The organism is Stenotrophomonas sp. YJH_SMC_8, assembly GCF_059371315.1.
Map to the genome: position 1 here is coordinate 32,521 of NZ_JCAFUL010000022.1, position 21,690 is coordinate 54,210.

Below are 21,690 nucleotides of genomic sequence, written 5' to 3' on the forward strand. Positions count from 1 at the left end.
GCAGGGGCGTCGCCAAGAGGCCCAAGGCACCAGGTTTTGATCCTGGCATTCGTAGGTTCGAATCCTACCGCCCCTGCCAATAGCGGCTGTGTCCGCGCCTTCCAGCGCATCGCCCGCGCGGGACGTGGAAACAACCGCGGTGTTGTCAGCAGCAAGGGTCCATCAGGGTCCTTGCCGACTCCGGATCCCCGCCACTCGTCCCCGCCCGAGACAATCATGATGCAAGAGTCCCCGAACCTGCTGGTCTTTTCCGGCAACGCCAACAAACGTCTGGCGCAGAACATCTGCAAGGAACTGGGGGTTCGCCCGGGCAAGGCGCTGGTCTCGCACTTCTCCGATGGTGAAGTGCAGGTGGAGATCGAAGAGAACGTCCGCAAGCAGGACGTGTTCGTGATCCAGCCGACCTGCGCGCCGAGCGCGGAAAACCTGATGGAACTGCTGGTGCTGATCGACGCGCTCAAGCGCGCATCGGTGGCCAGCGTGACCGCCGTGGTGCCGTACTTCGGTTACTCGCGCCAGGATCGCCGCATGCGTTCCTCGCGCGTGCCGATCACCGCCAAGCTGGCGGCCAAGATGTTCAGCACCGCTGGTGCTGATCGCGTGCTGACCGTCGACCTGCACGCCGACCAGATCCAGGGCTTCTTCGATATTCCGGTGGACAACGTGTATGCGTCCCCGCTGCTGCTGGCCGACATCTGGCGCGCCTACGGCACCGAGAACCTGATTGTTGTCTCGCCGGACGTGGGCGGCGTGGTCCGCGCCCGTGCGGTGGCCAAGCGCCTGGATGACGCCGACCTGGCGATCATCGACAAGCGCCGCCCGCGCGCCAACGTCTCCACCGTGATGAACATCATCGGTGACGTCGAAGGCAAGACCTGCGTGATGGTCGATGACATCGTCGACACCGCCGGCACCCTGTGCGCCGCTGCCGCTGCCCTGAAGGCGCGCGGTGCGCTCAAGGTCGCTGCCTACTGCACCCACGCGGTGCTGTCGGGCCCGGCAGTGGACAACATCACCAATTCCCAGCTCGACGAGCTGGTGGTGACCGACACCATCCCGCTGAAGGACGCGGCGCGGGTGTGCAGCAAGATCCGCCAGCTGAGCGTGGCGGAAATGCTGGCCGAAACGATGCGCCGCATCGCCTTCGGCGAGTCGGTCAGCTCGCTGTACGTCGATTGAGTTTTTCGCCCTCGCCGGCAACGGTGGGGGCATACCCCGGGTGCTTCTGGTCGCGGAAGCATCTTCAACCGCCACGCCGCAAGGCGCGGCAACAACCTGAGTAGTCGAAAATGTCGAAGACCCATGAAATCAAGGTCACCAAGCGTGAACTGCAGCGTAAGGGTGCGAGCCGCCGCCTGCGTCACGCTGGTGTGATCCCGGCCATCGTGTACGGCGGCAACGCCGAGCCGGTCGCCATCAGCCTGGACCACAACGAAATCTGGCTGGCCCAGCAGAACGAGTGGTTCTATGCCTCGATCCTGGACCTGAACCTGGACGGCCAGGTGCAGAAGGTCCTGCTGCGTGACATGCAGCGCCACCCGTACAAGCAGCTGATCATGCACCTGGACTTCCAGCGCGTGAACGAGAACGAAGCCCTGACCGCTTCGGTCCCGCTGCACTTCATCAACGAAGACACCTCGCCGGCCGGCAAGGCTGCCGACGTCGTGGTCACCCACGAACTGAAGGAAGTGACCATCACCTGCCTGCCGAAGGACCTGCCGGAGTCGATCGAAGTCGACCTGGGCGAGCTGAAGGCCGGTGACGTGGTGTACCTGTCCAACATCAAGCTGCCGAAGGGCGTGGAAATCCCGGCGCTGGCGCTGGGCAAGGACCACGACGACGCCATCGTCACCGCCAAGGCCGGCAAGGCCGACGCGGCCGACGAAGAAGCGGCTGCCGCCGAGTAATACCGCTACGGTGCCTGCCTCCGGGCAGGCACCGTACTGGAAGGAACCATGGCAGGACTGCGACTGATCGTCGGTCTGGGCAATCCCGGATCGGAACACGCCCGGACCCGGCACAATGCCGGGTTTCATTTCGTTGAGGCCCTGGCGGAAAAAGCCGGTGCGCGATGGAATGTGGACAGCAAGCTGTTCGGCGAGACCGCCAAGGTCGAGATTGCCGGGCAGACGGTGTGGCTGCTCAAGCCCGCCACCTTCATGAACCTCAGCGGCAAGTCGGTCACGGCGGCGCAGCGGTTCTGGAAGATCGAGCCGGAAGAGACCCTGCTGGCCCATGACGAACTGGATCTGGCGCCCGGCGTGGCGCGGCTGAAGTTCGACGGCGGCCACGGTGGCCAGAACGGCCTGCGCGACACCATCCGCCTGCTCGGCCACGGCAAGTTCCATCGCCTGCGCGTGGGTATCGGCCATCCCGGCCACAAGGACCGCGTGGTGGGTTGGGTGCTGGGGCGTCCGTCCAAGGAGGACGACGTGCTGATCGCGCGCGCCATCGACGATGCGATCGACGTGATGCCGCTGGCGGTACAGGGCGATTTCAGCGAAGCGATGAAGCGCCTGCACACCCCGAAATAACCCGCTTTGGGTAGGTGCCAACCTTCCTGATTCCGGTGGGTGCCAACCTTGGTTGGCACACAATGATCAACATCGAGATGGATTGGCCAAGCAGCGCGCGCGCTGTTTCACCAATCACTTTCACCCCAGAGAGCTGTCACCCATGGGTATCAAATGCGGCATCGTCGGCCTGCCCAACGTCGGCAAGTCGACCCTGTTCAATGCGCTGACCAAGGCGGGTATCGCCGCGGCGAACTTCCCGTTCTGCACCATCGAACCGAACGTCGGCATCGTGCCGGTGCCGGATCCGCGCCTGGGCGAACTGGCAGGCATCATCAACCCGCAGAAGGTCATCCCGACCGCGGTCGAGTTCGTCGACATTGCTGGCCTGGTGGCCGGTGCTGCCAGCGGTGAAGGCCTGGGCAACAAGTTCCTGGCGCACATCCGCGAAGTCGATGCGATCACCCACGTGGTGCGCTGCTTCGAGCACGGTGACATCGTGCACGTGGCCGGCAAGGTCGATCCGATCTCGGACATCGAAACCATCGATACCGAGCTGGCGCTGGCCGACCTGGACAGCGTCGAGAAGGCGCTGAACCGTGCCGAGCGCGCAGCCAAGGGTGGCGACAAGGATGCCGCGGCGCGCAAGCCGGTGCTGGCCAAGCTGCAGGCCGCGCTGTCGGACGGCAAGGCTGGTCGTTCGGTGGGCCTGGACGAAGAAGAGAAGGCGCTGGTCCGTGACCTGTTCCTGCTGACCCTGAAGCCGGTGATGTACATCGCCAACGTGCTGGAAGACGGCTTCGAGAACAACCCGCACCTGGAAGCCGTGCGTGCGCATGCCGCCGCCGAAGGTGCGCAGGTGGTGCCGGTGTCGGCCGCGATCGAAGAAGAGCTGTCGCAGCTTGATGACGAAGACCGCGACACCTTCCTGGCCGACCTCGGCCTGAGCGAGCCGGGCCTGAACCGCGTGATCAACGCGGCCTACAGCCTGCTGGGCCTGCAGACCTACTTCACCGCCGGCGTGAAGGAAGTCCGCGCGTGGACCGTGCGCAAGGGCGCCACCGCCCCGCAGGCCGCCGCGGTCATCCACACCGACTTCGAGAAGGGCTTCATCCGCGCCGAAACCATCGCGTATGACGACTTCATCAAGTACAAGGGCGAAGCCGGCGCCAAGGAAGCCGGTCGCCTGCGCCTGGAAGGCAAGGAATACCGCGTGCAGGAAGGCGACATCCTGCACTTCCGCTTCAACGTCTGATCCTGCGGCAACGGATCGACCCTGGACGCCCCGCCCTGTGCGGGGCGTTCGCGTTTGCGGGTATGGACAAAAAAGCACCACACTGCGAAACGCTTGCGGTGTGATGTTCGCCGGCACTTGTCCACAGCAAACTCCCATCGCTTTCCACGTCGGGTGTGGAAAACCGGCGAACCCGATGTAGAGCCGAGCCGATGCTCGGCTGCGATGGACTTGAGCCGAGCATGGGCTCGGCTCTACACGTTTCAATCATGTGGCGTGGTCAAATTTTGGCCACGCTTCGAAACGCCTGCGGTGCAATGCTCGCACCCACTTGTCCACATCAAATCCCAACCACTCTCCACGACGGGTGTGGAAAACCGTCGAAGAGCATGGACAAAAAATAACCACGCTCCGAAACGCTTGCTGCGCAGTGCTCGCCGCCACTTGTCCACACCAAACCCCCACCGCTTTCCACGGCCCGTGTGGAAAAAGAACCCGGCACTCCCTTGCCGGGTTCTTCCCGCATCACCAGTTGTACGAGACGCCCAGCTGGGCGCCGACATCGCGGAAGCCCATGCTGCCGCTCTGCCGGCTGATCTCTCCCCAGCCGCGCCATCCGCCGGACAGGTTCAGCTGCACGCCGGCCTTGGCCTCGTAGATGTCACGCGGCAGCTGGCGGCGCAGTTGCTCGCCGTCCATCGCCAGCCCCGCGCCATTGCCGCCGGACCACCAGTTCACCGCCACGTACGGGTGCACCTGGCCCTGCGCCGGGCTCAACCCACGGCTGTACAGGCGCAGGCCGAGGCGGGTGCTTGTCTCGCCACCGCCGCGGTCCTCGACCACTGTGCCGTTGGCCTCCACTACGCGGTCGCTGTCATAGCGGCTGTGCACCACCTGCAGCTGCGGTTCCAGGTAGATGCCGCGCTGCGCGGTGTGCCGCAGCGGCAGCACGTAGCCGGCTTCGGCAGACGCGCTCCAGCTGCGGGCGTCATAGCGCTCCTTCTGCAGGCCGTCGCCCTGCACACTGTTGCGGAAGCGTCCGTACTGCAGCGAGCCATCCACATAGGCGCCGCCTTCCATGCGCGCATCCTGCAGCCAGGTGGCGTAGGCGCCCACGCTGGTGCCGGTCACCACGCCACGCGCGGTATAGCCGGTCAGCTGCGAGCGGCTGTCATTGCGCGCGCGGCCGTGGCCGAGCATCGCGCCCGCCTGCAGCTCGCCCGTGCCACCCACTTCGAAGCGGCGGCCGACGCCGACCAGCACGCTGCTGATCTGGCCATCGACCTGTACCTGGCGGTTGCGGTCGTGGCTGTCGGGCTGCCCACTGCGAAGATGCATCCAGGCCACGGCATCGCTGTTGGCGCCGGCCTCGGCGGCGGGATCACCGGCGCGGTCGTGCAGGCTGTGCCGGAAGATGCCCAGCGCGGCACCGCGGTTGGCCACGTAGGCGGCCGGTTCCGGACGTTCCACCTGCGGGCGCGGCGGATCGATCGGTGGCTCCGGCGGCAACGGCGGATCGATCGGGGGTACCGGCGGCACTGGCGGATCAACCGGCGGTTCCGGCGGCTTCGGCGGATCAACCGGAGGTTCCGGCGGATCGACCGGCGGTACGTATTCCGAACGCAGGTACCAGTTGCCATCATCCGGCGTCGATACGCCGCCCTTGAACAGGAAGTAGTCGTAGGCGCCCGCAACCGCGCGCCCCTGCAGGCTGAACTGTGCATCCGACTGGCCAGCCACGGTGATCAGGCGGATGCCCTCCTGGGTCAGCGCACCGGCACCGCCGGCATTGCGCACGTTCACGCTGGCAGTGCCGCTGCTGTTGCCGTTGATCACCAGCTGGTCGCCGAGCGAGGTGTCGTCACCCAGCGCGCGGTTGAAGATCCACTGGCCACCGTTGCCCACGTAGTCGCCGCTGACGGTAACGGTCTTGAAATCGCCGGCCGCCGGCGCATCGAAAGCGATGGTGCCGGTGTGCTCGAGCGTGCCGACGCTGGAACTGGCGCGCACGTTCCACTGGCTGCTGCCGTCCAGCGACAACTGGGCGATCTGGTAGCCGGAATCATCACGTAGCGCACCGCTGAACGTGGTGCCGTTGCGCAGCACCATATGCACGTCAGCCGTTGCGCTGTCGACCACCACGTCACCGCGCAGCGTGCTGGCGTCGGCGCTGAAGTCGATGCGGCTGGTCGCCACGCTGCTGCCATCGGTGAACACCGTGTCGCTGACCCGCAGCAGGCGGCCGCTGCCGTCGCCCGCGGTCACGTCGCTGCCATTGACGGTCAACGCATGGTTGCTGCCCTGCAGCCAGAACGCGGCGCCGCTGGCGGTTTCGATATGGCTTTCGTTGAAGGTGGCACGGTTCCAGTAAGGACCGAAGGCGGTCAGGTAGGAGCGGTAGCCGCCGCTGTTGCTGCCAGTCATGCGGATGTCCAGGCGGTCGGCCTGGGTCAGCCGCGCCGTGTTCATGTGCACGATGCCGAACACGTTCTCGCCGTCGCTGCGGATCGCAACGTTGTCGAGCAGCGCGGTGGCGGTGGAGCCTCCGATGAACACGCCGCCGCCGCCGTTGCCGCGCACGTCGATCACGCTGCCGTTGGCTTCGATGCGGCTGGCGGTGCTGCCGGTGGAGCCGGTCACGCGCACGCCGTAGGTCGCATCACCGTGCGTGGTGATCCGGCCACCCTGCACGGTGGCAACGCCGCCGGCGATCTCCACGCCGTAGCCATAGGTGTCGGTCCAGGTATCAACGGTGCTGTTGGTCAGCTGCAGGCGCGACTCATCGCTGGCCAGCCAGAACCCGGAGTAGCCCTCACGCACATCGAACACGGCGTCGCGGGCGGTCAGCTGGCCCCAGCTGTTGATGTTCACGCCATAGCCGCCCACGGTATAGAAGCTGCCGCCGTTGATCTCCGCGCTGGAATACGTCTTGCTGATGCTGCTGCCGAGCAGGCGCATGCTGCCACCCACCGAGTGCGCTTCCACGTTCTCCAGCAGCACGCTGCCGCCGCTGCCGATATCGAACCAGCCGCCGTCCAGGAAGGTGTCGTACAGCTCGGCGCGGCTGCCTGCGCCATCGACGGCGACACCGGCGAGGATGCCGCCGGGGGCGAGGGTGATCCGGCTGTTGCGGATCGTCAGCAGGCCGGCGCTGTCGGCGCGCAGCCGGGCACCACCGTCGCCGCTCATCTGAAGATCGGCCAGATGCAGCTCGCTGCCCTTGCCGGACGCACCGGCCAGTGTCCCGCCGGTACCGGTCATCGAAAGGCGGCCGCCGGTGTAGCGGATCACGCCGCCGTTGTAGGCCTGCACGCTGCCGAATCCGCTGCCATTGCGGGTGGTATCGATGTCGACATCTCGGGCGTCGATCACACTGCCGGCACCATTGGCATACAACGCATAGAAGCCAGTGCCGGTGGCCGGCGAGATGGACAGCGCAGCGCTGCGCAGCTGTACCTGTCCGCCATTTGCGGCAGACACGGCACTGCCATTGCCGGTCACGTTGATGCGGCTGCCATCGATCAGAGCATTGCTGCCTGCACCGGTGACGGCCAGCGCGAAGCTGCCCGCGTCGTGGGTGAGTACATCATCGGCACCCAGCTGCAGGCTGTTGCCATCGCTGACCTTCAGCGGCCCGGTCAGGTCGGCGGCCTGGGCCGGCAGTGCCGCCCACAGGGCGGTGGCCAGCAGGCTGGGAAGGAGAGGAGCAGGCGCGGGACGCGCGCGCCCGGACGCACGGCGGCGCCGAGTGGGGGAGGCGTTCATGCTGGTGGACTTCCTGTGGCAGGGCGCAGCGCGGCTGCGCGAACTGGCGCGGCAGGGCCGCGTCGCTGCGGAAGCCCGCTGTGATGGCAGCAGGGGCGCCATCGGCTTCCGTTCTCCCACATGGCGATGCAGCTACTGCCGGCAGACGCACCATGGCGGGATGCGTCCAGCCTAGGAATCGGCACAGTTCTGTGGAATCAGGCGTTTCCTAAAGCCCGTGCAGGCCCTCCTGCGGGGCCGGCAGGGTTCAGCCTGCAGTGGGGCTCAGGCGAACAGCGAGGCCTGCAGGCAGTACTCGATCAGGGCCTGGTCGCTGTCCACGCCCAGTTTGCGCATGGCGCTGATCTTCTGCGTGCTGACCGTCTTGGCGCTGCGCTGCAATTGCCGCGCGATGTCACCCACGCTCATGCCGCCGGTGAACAGGCGGATCACTTCCAGCTCGCGCGGCGACAGGCGGGCGCGGACCGCATCGGCGTCGGCCGGTTCGCTCGCAGCGACCGGCAGCAGGCCGGGCGGGCGGTAGACGCGGTCGGCCAGCACCACGCGCAGGGCCTGCACCAGGCTGCCCAGGCCATGGCTCTTCAGTACCACCCCACCGGCGCCTGCTGCGTACATTGCTGCCACCAGCGACGGGTTGGAGACCATGGTCAGCACCAGCAGGCGGGTGTCCGGGAAGCTGCGGTGCAGGAACGAGATCAGCTTGATGCCATCACCGAAGTGGTCGCCCCCGGGCATGCTGTAGTCGGTGATCACCGCCTGTGGCCGGGTCTGTGTCATCAGGTCGATCAACGTGGCCGGATCGGCGGCTTCTCCCACAACCTCCAGGTCCAGTTCGCCCGCCAGCACATCGCGGATGCCGGCAAGGACGATCGGATGGTCGTCGGCGATGAGGATCCGTGTGGTCATGGCAGGAGCGGGTCGTCTGGGAGGGAAGGGGAGCCGGTATCAAGCAGGGGTTCGAGCAGTCGTTGCAAGCGCTGCTGGAACGCGAGCAGCGGGGCGTTCACCGCGTCCAGTCCGTCACCCTGCGCGATGCGCTGTTCGATCTGCAGGCCGTTGTCCACCAGGCCGGGGGCGCCAACAATGACCAGTGCGCCACGGATGCGATGCAGAACCTGCGCGACGCGCAGGGCATCGGTAGCGGTGATCGCCTGGCGCAGGCTGTCGAGATCGTCCTGCATGGTCTGCACGAACAGCGCCTGCATCTTCGGGGGCACCTGCAACGGAGCATCGTGGCCAGCGGCGACGAGCGGCGCCGATCCGACCGCCGGCGCAACGCTCGCGGAATCCGTGCGGGTGATCCGGGCCAGCAGGCGCTGCAGCGCTTCCAGAGTGATCGGCTTGACCAGCAGGCCCTGCATGCCGGCCTCCTCACAGCGCCGGCGCTCGGCCGGGTCGGCATTGGCGGTGGCACCGTGGATCGGCACGCCAACGCCGCGTGCCCGCAGTTCGCGGGCCAGGCCGTAGCCATCCAGCCCGGGCATGTTCAGGTCGGTCAATACCAGCGCGAATGCCCCCTGCTGCCAGTAGCCCAGAGCTTCATTGCCATCGCTGGCGACCACGGCGCGGCATCCCAGTTGTTCCAGCTGGTCGCGCAGGATCGCCTGGTTGATCGGGTTGTCTTCGGCCACCAGCACCTGCAGGTTGAAGCGGCGGGGCGGCGGGAGCCGGCCTTCCGCACTGGTTGCCGATGCCTGGCCACTGGCTGCTGCCAGCGCCATCACGATGGCGTCGAGCCGGTGCAGTCCAATCCGCCAGGTGTCGTCGATCAATTGCGGGCGTGCGCCGCCGTCGCGGCTGGCTGCCACGTGCGGGTTGCCCGTGGCCGGCGGCACCGGGCCATCCAGCACCACATCGAGCAGGACCGAGGGTGCTGGCGCGTTCGTTGCGACGTCTTCCCGGTACACGTTGGCGATCGCGCCACGTTGCTGCAGGCGTTCGCACAGCGATTGCACCAGTTCGCGGGCGGTGCCCCGCACCTGCACCCGCAGGTTGGCCGGCAGCCGTGGCGGCGGCGACTGCTGCGGATCGGCCGGAGCCGGTGGCAGCGGCAGTTCCACGCTGAAGCTGCTGCCCAGGCCGCTTTCGCTCACCACGCGCAGGTGACCATCCATCAGGGCCGCGAGATGGGCGCAGATGGCCAGGCCCAGGCCGGTCCCGCGCATGGCGTCGGTAGCCGGGTTGGCCTGGAAGAACGGCTCGAACAGATGGGCCTGGTGCTCGCTGGCAATGCCGATGCCAGTGTCCGTCACCTGCCACTGGATCCAGCAGCAATCGTCCTGCAAGCGCGTGGATACCCGTACCACCACACGCCCGCTGTCGGTGAACTTCAGCGCATTGCTGATCAGGTTGTTGAGCACCTGGCGGATCCGCGCCGCATCGCCACACACCGTCTCTGGCACGTCGGCATCGATGCAGGCATAGAACTGGAGGTTCTTGCCGGCTGCCGCAGCGGCATACGAATCCATTGCATCCTCGGTCAGCCGTACCGGATCGAACGGGCTGGGCTCCAGGCTCAACTGCCTGGCTTCGGCCTTGCTTACGTCAAGGATGTCGCTGATCAGCTGCATCAAGGTCGACGAGGAGCGCTGTATGGTGGCCAGGTAATCCTGTTGCTTCGCATCGAGTGGCGTCAGTCCCAGCAGTTCAAGCGTGCCGAGCACGCCGTAAAGTGGGGTTCGGATCTCATGGCTCATCGTCGCCAGGAACTGGCTCTTGGCGCGGTTGGCCTGGTCGGCGGCCCGGCGCGCCTGCTGCAGGACCTGCTCGGCTTCATGCTGGGTGCTGAGATCGATGAACAGGCACAACACGGCGGGTTCGCCGCGGTAGCGTGCCGGCGTGGCGGTGACCAGCAGGTGGCGGTCCTCCGGCGTGGTGTAGGCAAGGCCGTCGCCGAGCGTGGTGCCTCCGGCCGTCAGTACACTGCGCCGCCAGGGGCCGTGCCATCCGCCAGCGTGGTGGTCTTCGCCCAGCCAGCGACGGGCGAGGGCGTTGTCCAGCAGCACCGTGCCGTCATTGCGCCGCAGCAGGCACAGCCCGATCGGTGCGTTGTCCAGGATGGTGCGGCTGAAGGCTTCGCTTTCGAGCAGGCGCGCGTGATTGGTGCGCAGTGGCTCGATGACCGATCGGCGGTAGGCGCGCAGCACCAGCGTGCCACCCAGCGCCAGCATCAGTGCGACCAGCGTGGCGCCCAGCAACGGCCCCTGCGGATGCTGGAAGATCTGGCGCCAGCCCACGTGGTAGACCGCCAGCCACCCCCGGTCGCTGCGCATGCGGAACTGCAGGCCGTCCAGGCCGGCCTGCCAGGAGGCGCTGGCGCTGCTGGCATCGGCGGCATCGCCAAGCAGGCGACGGCCGCTGGCATCGAACAGCGACAGGCGCTGGAACACGGGAATGCCCAGCACCTGGCGGTAGTCATCAACACGTGCCGGGTCGAGCAGGCACGCCAGGGCGGCCAGCGAGCCATCGCTGGGCTCGCCCCACAGGCGCGCGTCCTGTGGCGCATGCGCAATCGCCAGCAGACGGGTCTGGCCGTCGCGCCAGGGCACGTCGACCCAGATGATTCCACCGCGCTGCAGGGCCGGCTGCGTGGCCAGCACCCGGTGGATGTCGCTGATCGCCGGGCGCAGGTGGTGCGGGCTGTTCTGGCTGGCGTCAGCGCCGGTCATCTGCACCGGCGCCAGCACGCCGCGCGTGCCCTGGCCATCGACCAGCAGGCACTGCGGTGGTGGGAAATGCGAGGCCGACCAGAACGTGCCGTAGAAGCGCAGGAAACGATCCCCCAGTTCGGTTGGCGGTATCGCTTGGTTGTCGGTGTTCTCCACCAGCGCGAAGTTGGCGAACATCGGGCCACGCTGCAGTTCCACGCTGGCATCCGGAACCGGCTGGCCGCGTGCGCCGACATCATGCAGCCGCCACTGGCGCAGGAAGCGCTCCTGTTCGCGCAGCGTGCCGTCGAGGCGGCGGAAGTGGTACTCGATCTTCCTGCGCTCTTCGTTCAACAGCTGCGTGCCGCTGGACAGCAGCAGGCCGGCCTGCAGTGTGGCCAGCACGACCACGCCGATCAGCAAGGCATGGACGCGCAGGGAGCGGCGGGCAAGTCGACGTACGGGAGCGGCCTCGGCCGGCATGGCGGGTCTCGGAGCAATGGGCAGTCAGCGGCAACTCGCGGCGGCGGGGAATTGCCGGGTATCGCCGCCCATACAGGATCGTCAATGGTGCTTGATGAATCCGTGAAGCCCGTGTGGAGCCGGGCTCATCGCAGGGCGGCCGATGCGGCCTCGTCCATTCGCGGCGATTCGTCATCCAGCAGACGGGTGAATTCATCCGATGGCAGCGCTTGCGAAATCAGGAAGCCCTGCACCTGGCTGCAACCGAGCTGGCGCAACGCCGCCAGGTCGGCATCGCTTTCCACGCCTTCGGCCACGATGGTAAGGCCCAGCTGGTTGGCCAGCGCGATGATGGTCGACAGGGTCAGATGCAGGGCAGGATCGCGGGCACAGCCACTGACCAGCGCACGATCGATCTTGACCTCGGTGAAGGGCGTATTGACCAGGTTGTGCACCGAGCTCAGGCCTTGCCCGAAATCGTCCTGGGCGAGGCCGAAACCCTTCATGCGCAGGCGACAGGCGCCTGCATAGAAGTCGCTGACGTGCCGCGTGGTGCTGTTTTCCATCAGCTCGAAACACAGTTCACCCGGCGTGCCGCCCAGCGCCAGCGTCATCGCCAGCAGCTCGTCAGGCAGGTCGGACTGCTCCAGCAGATGCGGCGGCAGGTTGATCGATACCGGCACGCGGAAGCCCTGCTTGCGCCAACGCGCCTGTGCCTTGATGCTGGCCTTGAGCATCATCCGCAACAGTTCGCCTTCCAGCCCATGGCGGCACATCGCGGGCAGGAAGCTGCCCGCGGCCAGTGTTCCCAGCTGCGGATGGCGCCAGCGCACCAGTGCTTCAGCAGCGACCACGCGCCCGGTCTGCAGCGATTTCTTGGGCTGGAACCAGGCCGTGAGGCCGCCGTCGGCCATTGCCTGGCGCAACTGCTGGGCATCGGGTTCCGGCAGCGTCGCCGCGTGTGCTGGTGCTGCATCCACCGACGGTCGCGCCTGCGCCAGCGCGTCGAACAGCGCCTCGACGTCGGTCGCGGCCACCGGCTTGGGCAGCAGGCCGATCACCTCCAGTCCGAGCGATTCGGCCATCAGGCGCGCTGACGTCATCATCCGTCGCGATGCCGCGCTGGCCACGGCCAGGCGTGGTGGCCGCGGTTGGGCGGCAAGCGCCTGTATGAACTGGATGCCGTCCTGTCCCGGCATCAGCAGGTCGCTCACTACCAGATCGTAGGATTGGCAGGCGCACAGGGCGATCGCTGCTTCCACGTCCTCGCAGGCGTCGACCTGCACACCGCGGCGGCTGCCGAACAGGTTGGCGAGATAGCCGCGCTGGAACGGCTGGTCTTCCAGGATCAGGATGCGCTGGGTCATGCGGGGTTTCCTTGGCGCAGGGCGGTGATTGCCTTGCGCAGGCGGGCGATGTCGATGGGCTTGCTCAGATAGCCCCGCATGCCGCTGGCAAGGCAGCGCTCGCGTTCCTCGGCGGTGGCGTTGGCGGTGGCGCCGATCACCGGCAGTGGATTGCCGTCATCGCGTAGTTGCCGTGCAAACGCGTGGCCATCCATGCGCGGCATGTTGATGTCGGTCACCACCAGGTCGAAGCTGTGTTCACGGCACAGCTGCAGCGCTTCCATGCCGTCCTGGGCCAGTTCCACGTCGCAGCCCAGGGTGCGCAGCTGTTCTGCCAGGATCACCCGGTTGATCGGATTGTCCTCAACGGCCAGCACGCGCATGCCCAGCGGCATCAGCGGCGCTGCGCCCGCGGCTTCCGGCAGCGCCGCGCCGCGTTGCTGGAGGTTGGCCACTGCGTTGCCGATTGCGGTCATGCCATGCAGGCTGACTACCAGGCTGCCATCGGGCGCCACGATGGGCTGGTCGCCGCCGTCGATCGAGGCCACGACCCGCGGGCCCTTCCAGGGCAGCGGCGTCGACGCTTCACCGTCCATCAGGATCGCGCCGTCATGGTCGAGCAGGGCAGGCTCACCGTGCAGCGGCTGTGCGTTGGCACCCCAACGTTGCAGCCAGCCGCACGCACTGTCGACCAGTTCGCGGTCACGGCCACGTACCAGGATCGGCGGCTCCTGCTTCAGGGTCGGCCCATCTTCGGTAGCGGCCAGCACCGGCAGCGGCAGGCGCACACTGAAACTGCTGCCCAGCCCGGGTTCGCTGACCACCTGCAGCTCGCCACTCATCAGGCGGACCAGGCGGTCGCTGATGGACAGGCCGAGCCCGGTGCCCTGCGCGCTGGCTGCGCCGCGTACCTGGCGGAAGGGCTCGAACAGGCGCGCCTGCTCTTCGGCAGCGATGCCCACGCCGGTGTCGGTCACTTGCCAGGCCAGCACACTGGACTCGGCCTCGCGCTCCACCTGGCGAACGCGGAGTACCACGCGGCCGTGTTCGGTGAACTTGATCGCGTTGCTGAGCAGGTTGCCCAGCACCTGGCGGATCCGGTCGGCGTCGCCAAGAACGCGCGTCGGCAGGCGCGGGTCGGTGCAGACCAGGATATGCAACCCCTTGCGGGTGGCGGACGCGGCGAAGCTGCGCAGCACGCTTTCGGTCAGTTCGCGCGGCGAGAATGAACTCGGCTCCAGGCTGAGCTGCCCGGACTCGATCTTGGAAACATCCAGCACGTCGCTGATCAGCTGCAACAGCACCGATGACGAGCTCTCGATGGTGCGCAGGTACTGCGACTGCCGCGCATCCAGCGCGGTGTGTCCAAGCAGTTCAAGCGTCCCCAGTACGCCGTACAGCGGTGTGCGGATTTCATGGCTCATGGTGGCCAGGAACGCGCTCTTGGCCTGGTTGGCGGCATCGGCGGCCTGTCGTGCCGATGACAGCGCCGCCTGTGCCTGGCGATGCCGCGAGATGTCGTGGAAGACGCACAGCAGCACATCATCGCCCTGATAGCGGCAGGCGGCGTGCAACACCTGCAGTTGCCGGCCTTCGCGGGTTGTGAACTCCAGCCCACGGCCGCGTTCGCCGGCATGCCCGCGCCATGGCGCCTGCCAGTCGCTGTCTTCGCCATCCTGCCCCAGCCAGTCGCGCAGCAGCTGGTTGCAGAGCAGTAGATGGCGGTCACTGCGTCGCAGGACGCAGATCCCGACCGGGGCCATGTCGATCACCGTCGAGCTGAAGTCCAGATTCTCAAGCAGCCGGCGGTGCTGCTGGAGTGCTGGCTGGATCAATTGACCGTCGACGCGATGCCGCAGCAGGCGCAGCGTAAAGCCGGCCAGCAGCAGCGCCGTGCTGCAGGCCAGCAGTGGCACCGCCAGGTCGCTCAGCAGCAACGACGGCGGCAGGTGGTAGACCAGCCGCCAGCCATCGTTGCCGACGCTCTTCACCAGGGCCACGCCGCGCGGTATGCCGCTGCTCCACAGCGTGCCGAAGCTGTCGTCCTGGCGTTGCCGCAACGTTTCCCAGCCCGCCCTGTCCAGGCGGGGCGTCTGGCTGGACAAGGCCGGTTGCGCCTGGTCGTCGAGCAGCGCGTAGCCACCAATACCCTGGCCATCAATCATGCTCGCCGCCGCCGCACCATCCAGCAGCAGCAACAGCCACTGCGCCGGGTGCGGCCCGGCCTGCACCGGTTGCGCCAGTACCACGCCGGTGTCGCCCGGGCGCAGCCAGTACACGGGGTCGGCGCCGTCGAGGCTGCCGTTGCGCGCCTGCAGTGCGTGCAGCGGCGGCAGTTGTGCCAGCGCCACGTCCACCTCGGTGCCAGCCAGCCTGTGCGGGCCACCTGCATCCACCAGTACCAGTTGTGTCTGCAGCGCCTGCAGCGTGTGCTCGGCACGTGCTGACAGCAGCAGTTGCTGGCCGCCTGCGCCATCGGGGATGTCCAGCGCAATCCGGCGCATGCCCTCGGCGTCGGTTGCCGAGGTGACAGGTGGGCCCTTCACCACCGAGTCGCCCAGGTAGCGCAGCAGGGCTTCACGCTGGTCGAAGTAGATCTGTGCCTTGTAGGCGGCTGCGTTCATTTCCCGGCGATGGGTCGAGATGTCCTCGTTGAACGTGCTCAGCAGGTAGAAGCCCGCCGCGGCTGCCAGGCAGATGAACACGCACACGGTCAGGCAGCGCAACAGCACCGATGCGGTGCTGGGCGGCGCGGACTGCGGCAGCAATGGGCGGGGAATGCGGAACATGAACCGATGCTAGGGAGCCACGCCGAAGTGGCGGAATCAGTTGTTTCCTAAAAGCCGCTGCCGGGCTGCCCGCAGCGGCGCCGTGCGGGGCTTCCGTTCAGCAATGCATGAAAAAGCCCCCGCCGGAGCGGGGGCTTTGGGGAGCATGCTGCGGACCGTCCTGCTTACAGTGCGCTGCCGCCGAACTTGTGGGTGTACTGCAGGTTGATGGTGCGGCCGACGCTGTCGAACCAGGACACGTCGTAGTACGGGTACGCGGTGTAGGTGGCGTCCTTCGGCGGCATCTTGTTGAACACGTTGACCACCGACAGCGACAGGCGCGAATGGTCGTCGAAGCGGTACTGCACCGACGCGTTGTAGCGGTAGGTCGCCTTCACGTATGGGCTGTCACCGCTTTCCCAGTCGAACGACTGGTCGTAGTTGTCCGAGGTCGGCAGCTTGCCCAGGCGCGAACCGTAGACCGTGGCCGACCACGCGTCCTTCTCCCAGGTCACGCTCAGGCTGGTCTTGGTGCGCGGGATGTCGAATCCGCTGTTGACCGCGAACTGGTCCAGGGTCGGATCGCCGGGGTAGCGCTGGAAATCGTGCTTCTTCACCCAGGTGTGGGTGCCATTGAGGATGAAGTCGCCGATGCCGGTCTGCAGGCGGTAGCGCAGGCCGACGTCGATGCCGGAGGTGGACTCGCGGGCGACGTTGATCGGGGCCACGCGCACGCCATACAGGCGGCCATCGCTGGTGCGGGTGATGCGGTCGAGCGCATCCACGCAGGTCGGCGAGCTGATGTCGGCAGTGCCGAGCCGGCAGTTCGCTTCGTTGGCCAGGATGGTGCGCACATCCATGTCCTGCACCTGCTTGCGCATGTCGATGTCGAACCAGTCCACCGACAGGTCCAGGCCGATCGCCGGCGACCAGACGAAGCCAGCGCTCCACGAGGTGCTGGTTTCCGGGTCGAGCTGGCGGTTGCCGGTGCGGCTGCGGATCAGGTTGCGCTCGTAGTCGGAGCAGTCGCTGGCGCCGTCGGCACGGCAGCTGTACAGGTCCTCGGCAGTGGTCTCGTCGTTGCCGGGGCCGGCGAACACGTAGTGCAGGTCCGGTGCGCGGAACGCCGTGCCATACGAGCCACGTACCAGCAGGGTGTCGATCGGGCGCCATTCCAGGCCGCCGCTCCAGGTCGCCTTGCCGATGGTGTGGCCCGAATAGCGGTACTGGTCGTAACGGCCGGCCACGCTCAGGTTGACCGTCTCGTGCAGCGGCATGCGCAGCTCGGCGGCGGTCGCCCAGCGGTTGCGCGAGCCCTGGCCGTCCGAATCCTTCCAGCTGTAGTAGTAGTACTGGGTGGCCAGCGGATCGGGATTCAGCGCGTAGGCCTGCTGGCCCACTTCCACGGTCGCGGCGAAACCGGCATCACCGCCCGGCAGGCCGAACAGTGCAGAGTTGGTCAGGGTGAACGCTGCCGTCTCGGTGCGCGACTTCGGCGAATAGGTGGTGCGTGCGGCAATCGAATCGTACTCGGCGCGGGTCAGCGGCCGGTACAGCCGCGACGGGTCCGCGTTGTAGATCGGGAAGCCATCATCATCCACACCCAGCTGCGGACCCAGGAACAGGTCATTGGCCTTGGAGGCGATGATCTGCGCCCAGCTGATCCGCGACTGGTACTGCGAGTGGCTCAGCGCCGCTTCGTAGTCCCAGTTGCCGATCAGGTTGCCCTTGAAGCCGGTGGTCACGCTGAAGGTCTTCTGCGTGCTGCGTACCATCGCATTGCGCAGGCCGCCCATCTCCTCGGGCGAGAACTGGCGCTGCCAGAACTCGATCTCGCCGGTGGCCTGGTTGTTGAAATAGCCCGACTCATCGCCACTGGCATCCATCCGGCCCCACTTTGTGACATCGCGCATCAGCGACATCGTGTGGTAGCCCAGCTGCACGTCGGCAAACCACTGGTGGCCATTGTCGAAGTCGTAGCTCAGCGATGCGTAGCCGTTGGCTCCGCGGCGCTTGCTGAGGATGGTGCCGTAGCCGATCGACGCGTCGCTGCCGCAGTAGTAACCGTACTTCGGACGGTAGGCGCGGTAGGTGCTGCCCTGGTTCTGCCCGGCCAGTGCGTCGCAGGTGGCGGCACCCGGGTCCAGGTAGTTGTCGTCGTAGTCGGTGCGCAGGTAGGCGCGGCGTGCGATGCGCGAGCCCTCGGTGGGGCCGTCCTGGGTCGAATCCTGGATGTCGCGCTCATAGGCCCACAGCGGGGTCTGCGACTGCAGCTCGACGCTGTACACGGCGTTGAAGTTGCCGCGGCTGAAGCCGCTGGCCAGGCTCATGTCGAACGACTCGCCACCGCCTTCGCTGGTGGTGCCCATGCGCATGTCGATGGTGGTGCCGTCGGCCTTCTTCTTCAGGATGAAGTTGACCACGCCGGCGATCGCGTCCGAGCCGTAGATGGCCGAGGCGCTGCCGGTCAGCACTTCGATGCGCTCGATCATGCCCAGCGGGATGTTGGAGACGTCGGTGAAGTTGCTGCGGCCCTTGAACGGCATCGGGAAGTCGGCGATGCGGCGGCCGTTGACCAGTACCAGTGTGTGGTTCGGGCCCAGGCCGCGCAGGTCCACCTGCTGGGCGCCCGGCGAGAAGTCGGCGCCACTGGAGGACTGCTGGCTCTGCGTCTCACCGCCGTTCTGGGTCATCGCGCGCAGCACGTCCGGCACGGTGGTGAAGCCGCTGGAGCGGATCTGCTCGGCGCTGATCACCGTGATCGGGGCGGGGCCTTCCACCTGGGCGCGCGGAATGCGCGAACCGGTGACCTGCACCGCGTCCAGTTGTTGAACCGAAGAGGAAGCCGGAGCCTGGGCCGCCGCGGAAGCAGCCACGCCCATCAACGCCAGCTGGATCGACCACGCCATCGCCTTTCTACGCATGAGGAATTCTCGGAAATGAAGCCGGCCCGCGGAGGAGGGGCCATGTCCCCCATTCAGATTTCCGGAATGGGCGCGCGCATTTAACGCCTTTTTCATGTCCTTGACTACTGGGTCTCTATCTGGCAAAGAGTGAAAACGCTTGCAAGTCGATTTTGTTCAGGGAGATCAAGATGCGACGCCCCCACAGCCCCCTGCGCGGACGCTTCCTCTGGCTGGCACTGCTGGTTCTGGCGTGGCCCCTCGCGGCCCTTGCCGAGGATCTGCAGGGGCCTGGCTTTGCCTATTACGAAGTGGGTGACCTGGAGGCGCAGAGGCCCGGTCCGCGCGCACCGGCGATGATGCTGATGGGCGGTGGCGAATGGGTGCCCGAGGCCTTCCAATGGTGGCTCCGGCAGGCCGGCAACGGCCGCGTGCTGATCCTGCGTGCTTCCGGTAGCGATGAGCTGCAGGACCGGCTCTATCGCGAGATCGGTGGGACCACCGCGGTGCAGACCCTGGTCTTCGACAGTCGCCGCGGTGCGGACGATCCCGCCGTGTTGCGCGTGGTTGCCGCGGCCGATGCCATCTTCATCGCCGGCGGTGACCAGTCACGCTACATCCGTTTCTGGAAGGGGACCGCGCTCAACCGCGCGCTCAACGCACATGTGCGTGCAGGCAAGCCGATTGCCGGTACCAGCGCCGGACTGGCGATCCTCGGTGGCTATGCCTACGGTGCGATGGATGGTGGCAGCATCACCTCGGCCGGAGCCCTGGCGGACCCGATGGGCAGCGCGGTGACCATGGACAGCGGCTTCCTGCAGATGCCCTACCTGCAGCGCGTAGTCACCGACACCCACTTCGACAAGCGCGACCGGCTCGGTCGCCTGATCGTGTTCGTGGCGCGCGCCGCACAGGACAGTGGCGACCCCGATATCGTCGGCATCGGGGTCGACGAGGACACCGCTCTCTGCGTCGAACCGGATGGCCAGGCCCAGGTCTACAGTGCCGACGGCGAAGGCAAGGTCTGGGTGGTCAGCCCCGGGCGTGATGCGGACCGCCTGGTCGAAGGTGAGCCGTTGCGCTTCCATGCAGTGCCGGTGACGGTGGTCGCCAGCGGCAGCCGCATGCGCCTGGACGATTTCCAGGCCGAGGCCGATTACCAGGCCGTGGCCGACGTCAGCGACGGCGAGATTGAGTTCACGCTTCGGTAGTGCCGGCCGCTGGCCGGCAACTTACCTTCCCTGATGCGCCCCTTGCCGGCCAGCGGCCGGCACTACCCTGCAATCCATTCCCTCGTTACTTCTGGAGACGTACCCGATGAAACTGCGCCTGGCGCTGTCTGCGTTGCTGTCCCTGCCGTTGCTCGCCCAGGCTGCACCGGCCACCTCGCCGTTGCTGGTCATCCATGGCGGCGCCGGCGTCGAGCGCAAGGACCTGTCACCGGCCGAAGAGAAGGCGGCACGTGACGCGCTGCGGGCGGCGCTGCTGAAGGGGCATGCCGAACTGGCCGCGGGTCGCCCGGCGCTCGCTGCGGTCACCGCGGCGATCACCGTGCTGGAGGACGATCCCACCTTCAATGCCGGCAAGGGGGCGGTGTTCACCCACGACGGCCGCAACGAGCTGGATGCGGCGGTGATGGATGGCGCCACCCAGGCCGCGGGTGCGGTGGCCGGCGTGCAGCGGGTGCGCAACCCGATCCTGCTGGCGCAGACCGTGATGCAGAAATCCAGGCACGTGATGATGGTCGGGCAGGGCGCAGAGGCGTTCGCGGTGGAGCAGGGCATCACCCTGGTTGATCCGGCGTACTTCCGCACCGACAAGCGCTGGCAGCAGCTGCAGCGCGCGCTGAAGGAAGAGGCCAGCGGCCAGGCGCATGCCGACCTGGAGACCGCAAAGCACTTCGGTACCGTGGGTGCGGTCGCATTGGACGCGCAGGGGCATCTCGCAGCGGGCACCTCCACCGGTGGCATGACCAACAAGCGCTATGGACGTGTGGGTGATTCGCCGATCATCGGCGCCGGTACCTGGGCTGATGCGCGCTGCGCGGTGTCTGGCACCGGCTGGGGCGAGTACTACATCCGTACTGCTGCCGCGCACGAGATCTGCGCACGCATGCGTTACCAGGGGCAGAGCCCGGAGCAGGCCGGCAAGGGCGTGATCAACGAGACGATCCCGCAGATGGGCGGCGATGGTGGTGCGATCGTGCTCGCAGCAGACGGAAAAATGGCCACGCCGTTCAACACCCAGGGCATGTATCGGGGCTGGATCGGCGCCGACGGTGTCCCCCATGTCGCAATTTTCGCCAGCGAGACCCTGCCGGTCCCCGGGCAATAACCTTGCGTATCAATGGGTTTGGGACAACGTGTGAAAAAGATGGAAAAAAGCGTTGACAGGCCCCCGTCCCATCAGCAGAATAAGCGGCTCACCACCACACACCGCAACGCTTCGGCGGCAACGGGATGGGGTGGTAAGGAGGGATACCCAAGCGGCCAACGGGGGCAGACTGTAAATCTGCTGGCTTACGCCTTCGGTGGTTCGAATCCACCTCCCTCCACCAGTTTCACGTTGTGACATTCCCGGCGCGGGAGTAGTTCAATGGTAGAACCTCAGCCTTCCAAGCTGATGGTGCGGGTTCGATTCCCGTCTCCCGCTCCATTGAATGAACTTTGAATATTATCGAGTTCATGTCATAATGCAAAACTCGGCTCACGTAGCTCAGTCGGTAGAGCACTTCCTTGGTAAGGAAGAGGTCGAAGGTTCGATTCCTTTCGTGAGCACCATCTTAAGCATCACCTCTCAGACGAATTCGAGATAAGCAGCCATGGCCAAGGGTAAGTTCGAGCGCACCAAGCCGCACGTCAACGTCGGCACCATCGGTCACGTCGACCACGGCAAGACCACGCTGACCGCCGCACTGACCAAGATCGGTGCCGAGCGCTTCGGTGGCGAGTTCAAGGACTACTCCTCGATCGACGCCGCTCCGGAAGAAAAGGCTCGTGGCATCACGATCTCGACCGCGCACGTCGAATACGAATCCCCGGTCCGTCACTAC

General features: G+C 66.6%; 13 protein-coding genes and 4 tRNA genes. 11 read left to right on the plus strand and 6 right to left on the minus strand.

All coding sequences use genetic code 11. From position 1 onward, the window contains the following. Positions 1-2: 2 nt before the first annotated feature. The 5 genes from AC5P88_RS19070 to ychF all read left to right on the plus strand — a co-directional run bounded on the left by AC5P88_RS19070 (position 3) and on the right by ychF (position 3,768). Positions 3-79: transfer RNA gene (locus AC5P88_RS19070), tRNA-Gln, on the plus strand. A gap of 140 nt (positions 80-219) precedes the next feature. After that, entirely contained in the window at positions 220-1,179 is a 960-nt protein-coding gene (locus tag AC5P88_RS19075) for a ribose-phosphate diphosphokinase (RefSeq protein WP_005415400.1), read from the plus strand. Between the two features lie 110 nt (positions 1,180-1,289). Further along, the gene (locus AC5P88_RS19080) at positions 1,290-1,907 is read left to right on the plus strand and encodes a 50S ribosomal protein L25/general stress protein Ctc (RefSeq protein WP_014036085.1); all 618 of its coding nucleotides are present in this window, start codon (positions 1,290-1,292) and stop codon (positions 1,905-1,907) included. A gap of 48 nt (positions 1,908-1,955) precedes the next feature. Continuing rightward, positions 1,956-2,534, plus strand: coding sequence for an aminoacyl-tRNA hydrolase (pth, locus tag AC5P88_RS19085; RefSeq protein WP_005408192.1), 579 nt, complete (start codon positions 1,956-1,958; stop codon positions 2,532-2,534). Between the two features lie 142 nt (positions 2,535-2,676). Beyond that, a complete protein-coding gene (ychF, locus tag AC5P88_RS19090) occupies positions 2,677-3,768 on the plus strand; it encodes a redox-regulated ATPase YchF (protein ID WP_049432727.1) in 1,092 nt (363 codons plus the stop codon). Between the two features lie 504 nt (positions 3,769-4,272). Here the strand turns inward: ychF and AC5P88_RS19095 are convergent. The 6 genes from AC5P88_RS19095 to AC5P88_RS19120 all read right to left on the minus strand — a co-directional run bounded on the left by AC5P88_RS19095 (position 4,273) and on the right by AC5P88_RS19120 (position 18,659). Next, positions 4,273-7,512: an autotransporter family protein gene (locus AC5P88_RS19095; protein WP_495225772.1), complete on the minus strand. Its 3,240-nt coding sequence runs from the start codon at positions 7,510-7,512 to the stop codon at positions 4,273-4,275. A 264-nt stretch (positions 7,513-7,776) separates the two neighbouring features. Next, positions 7,777-8,418, minus strand: coding sequence for a response regulator (locus tag AC5P88_RS19100; protein WP_111204503.1), 642 nt, complete (start codon positions 8,416-8,418; stop codon positions 7,777-7,779). Then, the gene (locus tag AC5P88_RS19105) at positions 8,415-11,642 is read right to left on the minus strand and encodes an ATP-binding protein (RefSeq protein WP_495225773.1); all 3,228 of its coding nucleotides are present in this window, start codon (positions 11,640-11,642) and stop codon (positions 8,415-8,417) included. Before AC5P88_RS19105 ends, AC5P88_RS19100 begins: the two co-directional genes overlap by 4 nt. A 125-nt stretch (positions 11,643-11,767) precedes the next feature. Next, the gene (locus tag AC5P88_RS19110; RefSeq protein WP_106550862.1) at positions 11,768-12,988 is read right to left on the minus strand and encodes an EAL domain-containing response regulator; all 1,221 of its coding nucleotides are present in this window, start codon (positions 12,986-12,988) and stop codon (positions 11,768-11,770) included. Beyond that, positions 12,985-15,756: a response regulator gene (locus AC5P88_RS19115; protein ID WP_495225774.1), complete on the minus strand. Its 2,772-nt coding sequence runs from the start codon at positions 15,754-15,756 to the stop codon at positions 12,985-12,987. Before AC5P88_RS19115 ends, AC5P88_RS19110 begins: the two co-directional genes overlap by 4 nt. Before the next feature lie 164 nt (positions 15,757-15,920). Next, the gene (locus AC5P88_RS19120; protein ID WP_495225775.1) at positions 15,921-18,659 is read right to left on the minus strand and encodes a TonB-dependent receptor plug domain-containing protein; all 2,739 of its coding nucleotides are present in this window, start codon (positions 18,657-18,659) and stop codon (positions 15,921-15,923) included. A 170-nt stretch (positions 18,660-18,829) separates the two neighbouring features. Here AC5P88_RS19120 and AC5P88_RS19125 point away from each other — a divergent pair, with 170 nt between their 5' ends. The 6 genes from AC5P88_RS19125 to AC5P88_RS19150 form a co-directional block, all read left to right on the plus strand. Further along, positions 18,830-19,849 (plus strand): cyanophycinase, encoded by a 1,020-nt coding sequence (locus tag AC5P88_RS19125; RefSeq protein WP_495225776.1) that lies wholly within the window; start codon positions 18,830-18,832, stop codon positions 19,847-19,849. Positions 19,850-19,955: 106 nt separating this feature from the next. Then, a complete protein-coding gene (locus tag AC5P88_RS19130; RefSeq protein ID WP_106550865.1) occupies positions 19,956-20,972 on the plus strand; it encodes an isoaspartyl peptidase/L-asparaginase family protein in 1,017 nt (338 codons plus the stop codon). A gap of 137 nt (positions 20,973-21,109) precedes the next feature. Further along, positions 21,110-21,195 (plus strand) — tRNA-Tyr (locus tag AC5P88_RS19135). Between the two features lie 24 nt (positions 21,196-21,219). Next, positions 21,220-21,293 (plus strand) — tRNA-Gly (locus AC5P88_RS19140). Between the two features lie 49 nt (positions 21,294-21,342). Next, positions 21,343-21,418, plus strand: a tRNA-Thr gene (locus AC5P88_RS19145). A 41-nt stretch (positions 21,419-21,459) separates the two neighbouring features. Beyond that, on the plus strand, positions 21,460-21,690 hold a 231-nt coding region (locus AC5P88_RS19150; protein ID WP_495225777.1), incomplete at its 3' end, for a GTP-binding protein.

Excerpts from the sequence above, each read along its gene's own strand:
- AC5P88_RS19130 (WP_106550865.1), top strand. The coding sequence starts at position 19,956 with ATGAAACTGCGCCTGGCGCTGTCTGCGTTGCTGTCCCTGCCGTTGCTC.
- pth (WP_005408192.1), top strand. The coding sequence starts at position 1,956 with ATGGCAGGACTGCGACTGATCGTCGGTCTGGGCAATCCCGGATCGGAA.
- AC5P88_RS19075 (WP_005415400.1), top strand. The coding sequence starts at position 220 with ATGCAAGAGTCCCCGAACCTGCTGGTCTTTTCCGGCAACGCCAACAAA.
- AC5P88_RS19110 (WP_106550862.1), bottom strand. The coding sequence starts at position 12,988 with ATGACCCAGCGCATCCTGATCCTGGAAGACCAGCCGTTCCAGCGCGGC.
- AC5P88_RS19125 (WP_495225776.1), top strand. The coding sequence starts at position 18,830 with ATGCGACGCCCCCACAGCCCCCTGCGCGGACGCTTCCTCTGGCTGGCA.
- AC5P88_RS19095 (WP_495225772.1), bottom strand. The coding sequence starts at position 7,512 with ATGAACGCCTCCCCCACTCGGCGCCGCCGTGCGTCCGGGCGCGCGCGT.
- AC5P88_RS19080 (WP_014036085.1), top strand. The coding sequence starts at position 1,290 with ATGTCGAAGACCCATGAAATCAAGGTCACCAAGCGTGAACTGCAGCGT.
- AC5P88_RS19115 (WP_495225774.1), bottom strand. The coding sequence starts at position 15,756 with ATGTTCCGCATTCCCCGCCCATTGCTGCCGCAGTCCGCGCCGCCCAGC.
- ychF (WP_049432727.1), top strand. The coding sequence starts at position 2,677 with ATGGGTATCAAATGCGGCATCGTCGGCCTGCCCAACGTCGGCAAGTCG.
- AC5P88_RS19100 (WP_111204503.1), bottom strand. The coding sequence starts at position 8,418 with ATGACCACACGGATCCTCATCGCCGACGACCATCCGATCGTCCTTGCC.
- AC5P88_RS19120 (WP_495225775.1), bottom strand. The coding sequence starts at position 18,659 with ATGCGTAGAAAGGCGATGGCGTGGTCGATCCAGCTGGCGTTGATGGGC.
- AC5P88_RS19105 (WP_495225773.1), bottom strand. The coding sequence starts at position 11,642 with ATGCCGGCCGAGGCCGCTCCCGTACGTCGACTTGCCCGCCGCTCCCTG.